The organism is Brevundimonas sp. NIBR11, assembly GCF_027912535.1.
Lineage (GTDB): Bacteria > Pseudomonadota > Alphaproteobacteria > Caulobacterales > Caulobacteraceae > Brevundimonas.
The window spans coordinates 1,351,334-1,363,941 of sequence record NZ_CP115465.1 but is presented as its reverse complement, the minus strand read 5'-3'; the positions used below and the strand labels follow the sequence as shown (position 1 = coordinate 1,363,941).

At 67.8% G+C, this 12,608-nt stretch carries 9 protein-coding genes; 3 read left to right on the top strand and 6 right to left on the bottom strand.

From position 1 onward, the window contains the following. Positions 1-19: 19 nt before the first annotated feature. On the top strand, positions 20-613 hold the full coding sequence (locus tag O5O43_RS06755) for a dihydrofolate reductase family protein (protein WP_271086135.1): 594 nt from the start codon (positions 20-22) through the stop codon (positions 611-613). Here O5O43_RS06755 and mfd read toward each other — a convergent pair. Continuing rightward, positions 610-4,056, bottom strand: a complete 3,447-nt coding sequence (gene mfd / locus O5O43_RS06750; RefSeq protein WP_271086134.1) for a transcription-repair coupling factor — start codon at positions 4,054-4,056, stop codon at positions 610-612. The two genes, O5O43_RS06755 and mfd, sit on opposite strands and share 4 nt — an antisense overlap. Then, entirely contained in the window at positions 4,056-4,376 is a 321-nt protein-coding gene (locus O5O43_RS06745) for a succinate dehydrogenase assembly factor 2 (protein ID WP_271086133.1), read from the bottom strand. Before O5O43_RS06745 ends, mfd begins: the two co-directional genes overlap by 1 nt. 97 nt (positions 4,377-4,473) lie before the next feature. Here O5O43_RS06745 and recG point away from each other — a divergent pair, with 97 nt between their 5' ends. Next, positions 4,474-6,564, top strand: coding sequence for an ATP-dependent DNA helicase RecG (gene recG, locus O5O43_RS06740; RefSeq protein WP_271086132.1), 2,091 nt, complete (start codon positions 4,474-4,476; stop codon positions 6,562-6,564). Here recG and O5O43_RS06735 read toward each other — a convergent pair. Genes O5O43_RS06735 through kdsA form a run of 4 tightly spaced genes read right to left on the bottom strand, consistent with a single transcriptional unit; the run spans position 6,561 to position 11,019 of the window. Continuing rightward, entirely contained in the window at positions 6,561-7,667 is a 1,107-nt protein-coding gene (locus tag O5O43_RS06735) for a DUF3089 domain-containing protein (protein ID WP_348637153.1), read from the bottom strand. The genes recG and O5O43_RS06735 overlap by 4 nt on opposite strands. Next, positions 7,664-8,662 (bottom strand): ADP-glyceromanno-heptose 6-epimerase, encoded by a 999-nt coding sequence (gene rfaD / locus O5O43_RS06730; RefSeq protein WP_271086131.1) that lies wholly within the window; start codon positions 8,660-8,662, stop codon positions 7,664-7,666. Before rfaD ends, O5O43_RS06735 begins: the two co-directional genes overlap by 4 nt. Beyond that, the gene (gene rfaE2, locus O5O43_RS06725) at positions 8,662-10,134 is read right to left on the bottom strand and encodes a D-glycero-beta-D-manno-heptose 1-phosphate adenylyltransferase (RefSeq protein WP_271086130.1); all 1,473 of its coding nucleotides are present in this window, start codon (positions 10,132-10,134) and stop codon (positions 8,662-8,664) included. The genes rfaD and rfaE2 overlap by 1 nt, the downstream gene beginning before the upstream one ends. A gap of 18 nt (positions 10,135-10,152) precedes the next feature. Further along, on the bottom strand, positions 10,153-11,019 hold the full coding sequence (gene kdsA / locus O5O43_RS06720; protein WP_271086129.1) for a 3-deoxy-8-phosphooctulonate synthase: 867 nt from the start codon (positions 11,017-11,019) through the stop codon (positions 10,153-10,155). 110 nt (positions 11,020-11,129) lie between these two features. Between kdsA and O5O43_RS06715 the strand changes: the two genes are divergently transcribed. Then, positions 11,130-12,593, top strand: a complete 1,464-nt coding sequence (locus O5O43_RS06715) for a deoxyribodipyrimidine photo-lyase (protein WP_271086128.1) — start codon at positions 11,130-11,132, stop codon at positions 12,591-12,593. The last annotated feature ends 15 nt before the right edge of the window (positions 12,594-12,608 follow it).

Here is a 12,608-nt window from a genome sequence, read left to right as displayed (position 1 = left end):
ATCCTGAAGGAGCCCCGCCATGGCCGGTCGCATCGGTGCCCATATGACGATCTCGCTGGACGGCTTCGGCGCCGGTCCGGATCAGACGCTGGAGACGCCGCTGGGCGTCGGCGGCGAATACCTGCACCGCTGGATGTTCATGGATGGCGAGAACAACACCGCCGAGATGCAGGCGATCTGCGACTATTCGGCCTTCATCATGGGCCGGAACATGTTCGGGCCGATCCGGGGCGAATGGACCGGCGACTGGCGCGGCTGGTGGGAGGAAAACCCGCCCTATCACGCGCCCGTCTATGTTCTGACCCACTATGCGCGGGAGCCGCTGGTGATGGAAGGCGGCACGACCTTCCGCTTCGTCACCGGGGGCTATGACGCAGCGCTTCAGGCGGCGCAGGCGGCTGTCGGCGACGGGGATATCGCCGTGTGCGGCGGCGTCTCAACCACGCGCCACTATCTGAACGCCGGAGTGATCGACGACCTGCATCTGCAGATGGCGCCGATCATTCTGAGGGCGGGCGAGCGCCTGTGGGACGGGCTGACGGCGGAGCTGGAGCCCGTGTCAGCCCGGGCGACCCGGTTTGCCACCCACCTGCGCTACCGCGTCAAACGCTAGGCCTTCGCCACCCGCGCAAGGTCGGCGGTGATCCGTTCGGCGACCTTCAGCCGATCTTCGGGCGTCGGCCAGTCGCCCTTCACGACGATCTTCTGATCCGGTCGGATCTTCCAGGTCGCGTGGTTCTTCTGAATCAGGCCGACCAGCCCCATCGGATTGGGGAAGGTGTTGTCACGCAGGGTCAGCACACAGCCTTTCGGCCCGATGTCGATGCGCTCGATGCAGGCCGTCTTGCAGTTGGCCTTGATCCCGACGATCCGCAGAAGCTGTTTCGCTTCGTCCGGCAGCGGGCCAAACCGGTCGATCAGTTCGGCGGCCAGGGCCTCGCGCTCCTCGGTCTTCTCGGCGTCGGACAAGCGGCGATAGAGGCTCAGACGGACATTCAGGTCCGAAACGTAATCCTCTGGAATCAGGACGGCCGCGCCGACGTTGATGGCCGGGGACCAGCCGCGATCGACGACACCGCCCTCGCCGTTCTGGCGCAGTTCGGCGACCGCGTCCTCCAGCATCTGCTGATACAGTTCGACGCCGACCTCGCGAATGTGGCCCGACTGCTCGTCGCCCAGCAGGTTGCCGCCGCCGCGCTGATCGAGGTCGTGGCTCGCCAGCTGGAAGCCGGCGCCCAAGTTGTCGAGCGACTGGAGCACCTGCAGACGCCGCTCGGCCGACAGGGTCATCGGCCGCTTCGGATCGACGGTGAGATAGGCGAAGGCGCGAGCCTTGGAGCGGCCGATGCGTCCCCGGATCTGGTGCAGTTGGGCCAGGCCGAACATGTCGGCGCGGTGCACGATCAGAGTGTTGGCGGTTGGAATGTCGATGCCGCTCTCCACGATGGTGGTCGAGACCAGCACGTCGTAGGAGCCGTCGTAGAAGGCGCTCATCACGTCTTCGAGCTGGGTCGGGCTCATCTGGCCGTGACCGACCACGAACTTGATCTCCGGCACCTGGACGCGGAGGAATTCCTCGATGTCCGGCAGGTCCGACAGGCGCGGACAGACGTAGAAGGCCTGACCGCCCCGATATTTCTCGCGCAGCAGGGCCTCGCGGACCATGACCGGATCCCAGGGCGCGACATAGGTCCGCACGGCCAGGCGATCGACTGGCGGCGTGGCGATGATCGACATCTCCCGGATGCCGGACAGGGCCATCTGAAGCGTGCGCGGAATGGGGGTCGCGGTCAGGGTCAGCAGGTGGACGTCGGCGCGGAGAGACTTGAGCTTCTCCTTGTGCTTGACGCCGAAGTGCTGCTCTTCGTCGACGATGACGAGGCCGAGGTCCTTGAACCCGACCTGTTCGGCCAGGACGGCATGGGTGCCGACGACGATCTCGAACGAGCCGTCCTTCAGGCCCGCCCGCGTTTCGGCGGCGTCCTTGGCGGTGACCATGCGCGACAGGTGGCGGACCTTGATCGGCCAGCCGGCGAAGCGTTCGGAGAAGGTCTTGAAATGCTGGCGAGCCAGGAGCGTCGTCGGGCAGACGATGGCCACCTGTTGCCCCGACATGGCGACGACGAAGGCGGCGCGGATGGCGACCTCGGTCTTGCCGAAGCCGACGTCGCCGCAGATCAGCCGGTCCATCGGCACGCCCTTGCCGAGATCCTCCAGCACGTCGCCGATGGCGTTCAGCTGATCGTCCGTTTCCTCATAGGGGAAGCGGGCGCAGAACTCGTCGAACAGCCCAGCCGGCGGGGTGACGGCCTCCCCGACCCTGAGCGCGCGCTTGGCGGCGAGGGCGATCAGACCCTCGGCCATGTCGCGCAGACGGGCCTTGGCCTTGGCCTTCCGCGCCTGCCAGCCCGCGCCGCCAAGCCGGTCGAGCTGGACGCCCTCGGATTCTGCGCCGTAGCGGGTCAGAAGGTCAATGTTTTCAACAGGAAGATAGAGCTTGCTGTCACCGGCATAGATTAGTTCGAGGCAGTCGTGCGGCGCCTCCTGGATCTCCAGCGTCTTCAGCCCCTCGTAGCGGCCGATGCCGTGGTCCAGGTGGACGACCAGATCGCCGGTCGTCAGGGCCGAGGCCTCGGCGAGGAAGTTCGACGCCCGGCGCTTCTTCTTCGGACGCGCCAGACGGTCGCCGAGGATATCCGTCTCGGAGATGACGGCCAGGTCGCCGGTCGTGAAGCCATGCTCCACTGGCAGGACGGCGCGCAAGTAAAGGTCTTTCGACGCCTTCTGGACATCGGCCCAGTCACGCACGGCGACGACATGCTCCAGCCCGTGGTCCGCCATCATGACGCCGAGGCGATCGGACGAGCCCTCGGTCCAGGAGGCGAACAGGACGCGCTTGCCCTCGGCCTTCAGTTTCTGCGCGTGATCGGCGACGGCGGCGAACAGATTGACGCTGTCCTGCGCTCGCTCGGCAGCGAAGGTGCGGCCCAGATTGCCGCCGCCATCCTCGGCCGCCGCGTAGAACGGCGTCAGGCGGCGCACGGCGCGACCGGCCAAGGCCGAGTTCCAGTCTGCGTCGGGCAGGTAAAGGCGTTCCGGCGGCAGGGCGCGATTGGCGGCCCCGCCCTTGGCCTTCGATGCTTCCTGACGGGCTTCGTAGGCGTCCTTGGTCAGGTTCCAGCGGTCGGCGCGGGCGGCTTCGGCCTGATGGTCGAGGAACAGGGTCGCGTCGTCCGGCAGATAGTCGAACAGGGTCTCCAGTCGGTCGTACAGCAGCGGGATCCAGTGCTCCATGCCCTGACGCCGCGCGCCCTCGCTGATGGTCGCATAGAGGGGATCGTCACCGGGCGCGCCGAACAGGTTCAGGTATCCGGTGCGGAACCGGCTGACGGTCTCCGCATCCAGCAGGGCTTCGGACACGGGCGACAGCGACACCTCGGTGCGAGTGCCGGTCGAACGCTGGGTCGCCGGATCGAAGGTGCGGATGGACTCCAACTCCGACCCGAACATGTCGAGGCGGACCGGCTCGTCGAACCCTGGCGGGAAGACGTCGATGACCCCGCCCCGGATGGCGTACTCGCCGCGCTCGTTGACGGTCGAGGCGCGCATGTAGCCGTTGGTGGTGAAATAGGTTTCCAGCGCCTGCGTATCGAGATCGCGACCGACGCGAGCCTCGAAGCTGGCGGCGAAGGTGGCCTCACGCGGCGGCGTGCGCTGCGTCGCGGCAGCCACGGTCGTGACGACCAGCATCGGGCTGCGGTCATCGAGGCTGCGTTTGGCCAAGGCGGTCAGCGCAGCCATCCGCTCGGCGGAGACGCCCGACGTCGGGCTCAGCCGGTCGTAGGGGAGACAGTCCCAGGCCGGAAACTCGACGACCTCAATGTCCTTGGCGAAGAACTGGAAGGCCTGCACGAAGGCGGTCGAGCGCGAGAAATCGCGCGCCACGAAGACGCCGACCCCGCCGGACGCCTTCAGCCGATCGGCGACGACCAGGGCGTCCAGACCCTCGGGCGCGCCGCCCAATTCGTGATCGGTGCGTTTGATCTGCGCGTCCATCAGCCGGCCCCCTCGGCGACGGCGGCGGCCACATGGACGCGCATGAAGGCGCGGAGTTTGGTCATCAACATAGTGGCGTGTTCGGGCGGGGTCGGCTTGGTCTCGATGATCCAGGCGTAGAGTTCGTGGTCGTTGTCCTCAGCCAGCAGAGCTTCGAGTTCGGTCAGTTCGGCGTCGCTGAGGGTCGCGCCCTCGCGCTCCATGAAGGGGCCGAGCACCAGGTCCGCCTCGCGGAACCCGCGCCGCCACGCCCGGAAGGTAATCCGGCCCAGCCGCTGCTGGTGAAGTTCGCTATCGGCACGCGCATCGTTATCGGCCACAAGAATCCTTGCCCGGTCAGTCATTCGAAGGTTGCGATGAGATAGCGACCCGCTGGCCGTTTCGCCAGCGTCGCCGCACCGTCTAATGTCATCAGCGATGCGGCCCCAGATTCTCTTTCCCCTGTTCGCGGAGGTCACCAGCCTAAAGGGCGTGGGGGCCAAGGTGGAACCGTTGATCAAGAAGCTCGCCGGGCCGCTGGTGCGCGACGTCCTGTTCCTGTCGCCGGCGGGGGTGATCACGCGACGGCGGACCAATGCGGCCGATGCGGTCGAAGGCGAAATCGGCATCTTCGACGTCGTGATCGACCGCATGATCGCGCCGGGGCGGCCGGGCGTGCCGCTGAAGGTGCGGGCCACTGACGAAACCGGCTTCGTCCACCTGATCTGGTTCGGCGGCAGCCCTCAGCATATCGACCGGCAACTGCCCCGCGGCGTGCGGCGGCTGGTCTCCGGAAAGGTCGAGCGGTTCAACAACGAGGTCCAGATCGTCCATCCCGACTGGATCGTGGCGCTGGACAAGGGTGAGGAAATTCCGGTCGTCGAGCCCGTCTATCCGGCGACGGCGGGTCTGACGTCGCGGGTGGTGAGGAAGTTGGCGCAGGGCGCACTGGCGGTCGCGCCTGAGTTGGAAGAGTGGCAGGACGCCGCATGGATCGCGCGCCAGCGGTGGCCGGGCTGGCGCGCGGCGATCGAAGCTCTGCATGCCCCGATGGGCGAGGCGGACCTTTCGCCCGATGCCGCGCCGCGTCAGCGTCTCGCTTATGACGAGTTGTTCGCCCACCAGCTGGCCCTGGCCCGCCGGAAGCGGGCGCGGCAGATCACGCCGGCGCCGGTGATCGCGCCGGGGGCGGTGTCGGGGGCTCTGCTGACCGCCCTGCCCTTCACCCTGACCGGGGCGCAGGCGCAGGCGCTGGCCGAGATCCGCCGCGACCTGGCGTCCGGCGAGCAGATGGGGCGCCTGCTGCAGGGCGATGTGGGCTCCGGCAAGACGGCGGTCGCGGCGTTGGCCTTGGCCGATGCGGCCAGCGCGGGCTTCCAGTCCGCCCTGATGGCGCCGACGGAAATCCTGGCTCGCCAGCACTATCAGCGAGTGGCGCCCATGCTGGAGGCGGCGGGGGCGCCGACCATCCTGCTGACCGGTCGCGACACCCCGACCGAGCGGCGCGACCGGTTGGCGGCGCTGGCGTCGGGCGAGGCCAGGGTGGCCATCGGCACCCACGCCCTGTTCCAGGACGCCGTGCGGTTCGACAAGCTCGCGTTGGCGGTCATCGACGAACAGCACCGGTTCGGTGTCAACGAGCGGGCGCGGTTGCAGGCCAAGGGCGATCCGCGCGTCGGCGGGGTGCACCTGCTCACCATGTCGGCGACGCCGATCCCGAGGACGCTGGAGCTGACCCAGTACGGCGAACTGGAGGTCAGCCGGCTGATGGAGAAGCCGCCGGGTCGGACGCCGATCTCGACGGCCGTCCTGCCGCTCGCCCGGATCGGCGAGGTGGCGCAGAGGCTGAAGGCGGCGGTCGAGAGCGGGGCGCAGGCCTACTGGATCTGTCCGCTGGTGGCCGAGTCGGAGGCCATCGATCTGGCCGCTGCCGAGGAACGGGCGCGCGACCTGCGTCGGCTGCTGGGCGTCGAGGTCGGTCTGGCGCACGGCCAGATGCCGGGCGCCGAGCGGGAGGCCGTCATGGCCGATTTCGCAGACGGACGGATCTCGGTGCTGGTGGCGACGACCGTGGTCGAGGTCGGGGTTGACGTGCCGAACGCCACCATCATGGTCATCGAACATGCTGACCGGTTCGGCCTGGCCCAGCTGCATCAGCTGCGCGGGCGGGTCGGGCGCGGAGCGAAGTCGAGCGCCTGCATCCTGCTGTATGGCGGGACCGACGGGGGGCTCGGGGAGACGGCGCGCGAGCGATTGGAGACCCTGCGTCGCAGCGAGGACGGGTTCGAGATCGCCGAGGAGGATTTCCGCCTGCGCGGCGGCGGCGATCCCTTGGGGCTGAAGCAGAGCGGCTTCCCGGCCTATCGGTTCGCCGATCCGATCCGGCACCGTAGCCTGCTGCTGGCGGCGGCCGATGATGCACGGCTGGTGCTGGGGCGTGATCCCGATCTCACGACACCGCGCGGCGAGGCGATCCGGGTGCTAGAGGCCTTGTTCGACTGGCGGACCGACCGGGGCGGCCTCGACTAGGAGGCGTTGGACGCTTCCCAGACGTTCAGGCGCCGCTCAACGTCGGCTTCAATGTCGGCGTAGAACAGATTGTATTGGCGGGCTTTCCGGCGATCCGCCCAGTTGCCGACCTCCTTGAAGGACTCCGTCGTCAGCTCGGTGTGACGCAGGATGCCGTTGACGCAGCGGGTGGCCACAGCGCGGTCGATGAATGCCGGGCGCACGCCCCATTCGAGGCCCGTCGCGTTGGCGGCTCCGTGGTGCAGCCGGGCGGGAACGGCGGCAGCTCCGGTCGCACCGCTGACCGGGTTCACGCACAGAGGCGCGCGACCGTTAAGCTCGACCAGTCGTCCTGCGTTGTCCCAGACCAATGCGCGGCGCAGGCGGCGGTGGGCGGCGCCTTCGTTCTGGTCGCCGACCTGGGACCAGCCGACGACGCAGCCGATGCTGGTCGCCGTGGCGCAGGCGGGCACGGTGGGGGCGAGATTCTCGACCGCCGCGATGACGTCGATCATGTAGACCGCCACGATCCGGCTGCGGACCGCCGGGTCGTTGGCGACCCGCTCGCGCACCAGCCGGTCGATCAGTTCGCCGCCCTGCTCCACCCCGGCCAGGACCAGCGGCCCGGTCGGGTGATCGGCCAGCCAGGCGTTAAAGGCGGCCAGCGCGTCGGCATAGGCGAAGGCGCGGGCGTCACGGGCGTCGTCGCGCAGGGTCAGGCGGGTGTAGAGCGAGGCCTGTCGATAGCGCGGCAGGCTGATGGCCCCGGCGCGGGCGAACGGCCCGGCGTAGTTGGGTATGACGACCCGATCCAGATAGGCGTCGGCTCGAGAATCGCCGATCTGCCCGTTCCAGTCGGCGCCGCCGTCGAAGGTGGTCGAGTGCAGGAAGAATACGGCGGCGGGGCCAGAGGTTGGGGCCCGCACCTCCTTCATGGCCCAGGCGTCTGCCGAGGCGTAGTTCGGCGCAGGCGGCGGGTCGTAGGTCTGGAACGGAATCTGCGGGTCCAGACCGGCCTTCAGGATGTCGCCGCGCCAGACGGCCACTGCGGCCGCCAGCAGGAAGACGATGAAGAAGCCCGTCCAGCCGATCGTCTGGCGAAAGGTCAGGCGCGGCAGTTTCACCGATAGGAATCCGGCTGGGACAGGAAGGACTGAACGTAGCGGCGCACGCCTTCCTCCAGCGGCGTCGATTGGCCGCCGAAGCCGAGGGCGCGGACGCGATCCATCTTCGCTTCGGTGAAATACTGGTATCGGTCGCGGATGACCTCGGGCATGTCGATATAGGCGACGGCGGGGTCCTTGCCGGCGGCGGCGAAGGTGGCGTTGGCGAGGTCGAGGAAGGACCGCGCCTGTCCCGATCCCGCGTTGAAGATGCCGCTGACCTCGGGCGTGCACAGCAGCCAGTCGATGATGTCCACCACGTCGTCCACGAAGACGAAGTCGCGCAGCTGGCCGCCGTCGGCGTAGTCGGGATTATGCGAGCGGAAAAGGCTGACGGTCTCGCCGGCCGCGACCTTGGGCCAGATCTGGGCGATGACCGACTTCATTCCGCCCTTGTGGCCCTCGTTGGGGCCATAGACGTTGAAGAATTTCAGGCCGGCCCACTGGCGCGGGGCATGGTCCCGAGACGCCTCGCGCACCGCATATTGGTCGAACAGTTTCTTCGAATAACCATAGGCGTTTAGCGGCTGGAGCTTCGAGATCGACGCAAGATCGTCGGCATCCTCGAACCCCGCCTCGCCGTCACCATAAGTGGCGGCCGAGGAAGCGTAGATCATCCGCGCATCGTTCAGGGCGCACCAGTCCCAGATGTCGCGCGACAGGCTGAAGTTGGTGCGCAGGATCAGGTCGGCGTCCTGCTCGGTCGTCGAGGAAATGGCGCCCATATGGACGATGGCGTCGACCCGGTCGGCGTGGCGCTCAAGCTGGGCGAACAGCTCTTCCGGGTGCCAGAAATCGGCGATGGCCGACTTGGCGATGTTACGCCACTTGCCGAGGTCGGCGCCCTCCAGCCGGTCGCAGACGACGACGTCCCAGCGGTCCTCGGCGCAAAGGCGCGAGACGACGTTGGAGCCGATGAAGCCGGCGCCGCCGGTGACCATGATCGTGCGGCGCATCAGCCGGCTTCTCCCAGAGCGCTTTCGGTCATCTTGGCGATGGTCCGGGTTGTGGAATAGCCGTCGGCGAACTCGGCCAGTTTGACTTCGCCACCCCAGCTTTCGACCAGATCGCCGCCGACCACGCCCTCGCGCGTGTAGTCCGCCCCCTTGATCAGGACGTCGGGCCGCAGGCGTTCGATCAGGGCCAGAGGCGTCGGGTCATCGAAGGAGGTGACGCGGTCCACGCTGGCCAGGCCGCCGATGACCACGGCGCGGCTGTCGAGGTCGTTCACCGGGCGGCCATCGCCTTTGAGCCTGCGCACAGATGCGTCGGTGTTCAGAGCTACGACCAGTCGGTCGCACCAGCTGCGGGCCTGGACCAAATAGGCGACGTGGCCGCGGTGAAGGATGTCGAAACAGCCGTTGGTGAAGCCGACCTTCAGCCCCTGACGGCGCCAGGCTTCGACCTCGGCTGCGAGGTCGTCCAGCGCCGCGACCTTGGCCAGGGCCGCGCCGGCGTGCTGGCTCATCTCGGCCTCGATCAGTTCGGCGGGCGAAACGACGGCCGTGCCGCTCTTACCGACCACGACGCCCGAGGCGAGGATAGCGAGTTGCACCGCCTGTTCCAGCGACGCGCCCGCGCCGAGCGCCAAACCGAGCGCCGCCAAACCGGTGTCGCCGGCGCCGGAGACGTCGAACACCTCGCGCGCGCGGCCGGGGAAATGCTGCGCCCCCTCGCCTCGCCGCATCAGGCTCATCCCCTTGCCGGCCCGAGTGACGACGATGGCTTTCGCCGTCGTGGCGGCGAGAAGAGTTTGCAGAGCCGTCTCGATCTCGGCGTCGGTCTCCACCGGCAGGCCGGTGGCGCCGGCCAGTTCGGAGGCGTTTGGCTTGATCAGATCGACCGCGCCATAGCGGGCGAAGTCGCGGCCCTTGGGATCGACGATGATCACGGCGCCGGTCTGCTGCGCTTGGTAAAGGGCCGAACGGATCAGCCGTTCGGTCACCACGCCCTTGGCATAATCCGATAGAAGAATGGCGGAAGCGCCTGAAAACACGTCCTCGCGGGCGAAGGCTCCGACGGCGACTTCCTCCTCGTCGAGGCGCATCAGTTGCTGGCCGCCGGAGACAAAGCGGGTCTTGACGATGGTGCCGGCGGGGCCGCTACGGTCGATGAAATCCTCGACCCGGTCCTCGACCGCGATCAGTCTGGCCAGGTCGTCGCCGGCCGCGTCCGCGCCGGTCACGCCGCCGAGACGGGCGAGACCGCCCAGGGCCGCGACGTTCCTCGCCACATTGCCCACGCCGCCGGGCATGGACACGGTGCGACGCGAGCGCAGGACCGGGATCGGGGCCTCGGGCGAGATGCGGCTTACTTCGCCATAGACATAGCGATCCAGCATCAAGTCGCCGACGCAGGCCACCGTCTGATCGCGCGCGCGATCGAGCAGGCTTTGCAGGGCGCCGAGGTCCAGGGTGCGATCAACCATCGCCTTGGCCTAACGGATTCAGGCCGCTTTCGCCATCCGCGCCTTGGACAGGTCGTCATAGGCCAGCAGTTCGGCGACCAGACCCTCGAACTGGTTCAGGGGCACCATATTGGGCCCGTCAGAGGGGGCGTGGTCGGGGTCCTGGTGCGTCTCCATGAAGACGGCGTCGACGCCGACGGCCACGGCCGCGCGGGCCAGGACCGGCACGAACTCCCGCTGGCCACCCGAGGAGGTGCCCTGACCGCCCGGCTGCTGCACGGAGTGGGTCGCGTCGAACACCACGGGGCAGCCGATCTCGCGCAGGATCGGCAGGGCGCGCATGTCTGAGACCAGAGTATTGTAGCCGAAGCTGGCCCCGCGCTCGCAGGCCATGACGTTCGGATTGCCCGCGCCGGTGACCTTGGCGATGACGTTCTTCATATCCCAAGGGGCCAGGAATTGGCCCTTCTTGATGTTGATCGCCTTGCCCGTGGCGGCGGCGGCCAGCAGCAGGTCGGTCTGGCGGCTGAGGAAGGCGGGGATCTGGAGCACATCCACGACCTCGCCGGCGATGCGGGCTTGTTCCTCGGAATGGACGTCGGTCAGGACCGGCAGGCCGAGGGTTTCGCGGATCTCGGCGAAGATCGGCAGGGAGCCCTCCAGACCGAAGCCGCGAGCGGCGTTGGCGCTGGTCCTGTTCGCCTTGTCGAAGCTGGTCTTGTAGATGATGCCGACATTCAGCCGCTCGCCGATTTCCTTCAAGGCGTGGGCCATCTCCAGGGCGTGCTGGCGGCTCTCCAGCTGGCAGGGGCCGGCGATGATCGCGATGCGGGCGCCGCCGCCGATGAAGACCGGCGTCTTGATGCCATTGCCGGAAAGGGTGATGACGGCGTTGGGAGCGCTCAAGGGTGCGGCCTCTTTCTGGACGTTCTGGCGGGTGGCGCGTTGTACGCCGATCGTGGCGCTCAGGTGGCCCCGCGCGCCTGAAGTTGCAACCTACCACGGAGAGTCGAGGCGTGACCACCAAGGGCGAGGCCCCGATCATCCTCTGGTTACGCCAGGACTTGCGGCTAGCCGACAATCCGGCCCTCAACCACGCCCACGCCAGCGGACGGCCCATTGTGCCGGTCTATATTCTCGATCAAGGTCACGCGGTCCGGCCGATCGGGGCGGCGTCCCTGTGGTGGCTCGACAAGTCGTTGCGAGCGCTGTCCGCCGGCATTGCCGGTCGCGGCGGACGCCTCATCCTGAGGCGCGGCGATTCGGAAGCCGAGTTGCGCCGCCTGATCGAGGAGACGGGGGCGACCTGCGTCCTGATGAACAGGCTGTTCGAGCCGGACGCCTGGTCCCGCGACGCCGACATCGCCCATTCGCTCCACTCCGAGGGTGTGGAGGTGAAGGGGTTCAACGGCGCGCTCCTAGCCCGACCGGGATCGGTGCTGAATGGGACGGGCAGACCCTACAAGGTCTTCACCCCCTTCATGAGAGCACTGAGAGCCCAGGCCGAGCCGCCGCCGCGCACCACGGGGCCGCGCCAGCTCGGAGGCGCGCCCAAGCTGGCCAGCGACGACATCGACGACTGGGGCCTGCATCCGACGAAGCCGGACTGGTCGAAGGGGTTCCTGGGCGAGCCCGGCGAGGCGGGGGCGACGGCGGTTTTGTCGAAATTCGTGTCGGGTGCGCTGAAATCCTATGCCGTGGATCGCGACCGGCCGGATCGGGACGGGACCAGCCGTCTGTCGCCTCACCTGCATTATGGCGAGATCAGTCCGTGGCAGGTCTGGCGTAGCGTTTACGACGCGGCCCACGCGGGACAGGTCGCCTTCGCCCAGGCCGAGAAGCTGACCAGTGAACTGATCTGGCGCGATTTCTCGGCCCATCTGCTGCACCACTTCCCGAGCCTGCCAGACACCGCCTTTCGACCCGAGTACGACGCGATGGAGTGGCGGACAGACCGCGCCGGGTTCAACGCCTGGACCAGGGGCCAGACCGGCTATCCCATCGTGGACGCGGGCATGCGCGAGCTGTGGGTCACCGGGATCATGCACAATCGCGTGCGGATGATCGTGGCGTCCTTCCTGATCAAGCATCTGCTGATCGACTGGCGAAAGGGCGAGGCGTGGTTCTGGGACACGCTGGTCGATGCCGACCTGGGGCAGAACAGCCAGAACTGGCAGTGGGTGGCTGGCTCGGGCGCCGACGCCTCGCCCTGGTTCCGTATCTTCAACCCGGTGACCCAGGGCGAAAAGTTCGACCCGGACGGCGAGTATGTGAAACGCTGGGTCCCGGAGCTGGCTAAGATTGCGCCGAGTTTCATTCACGCGCCCTGGACCGCGCCGACGGAAGTGCTGCGGGATGCGGGCGTCACGCTCGGCAAGACCTATCCGAAGCCTCTGGTCGATCATGCGGAGGCGCGAGCGCGGGCTCTGGCGGCGCTGAAAGCGATCAAACCGTCCAGTGAAGCCTATCCGGAGGATTGACCGTAACTTGGGTCT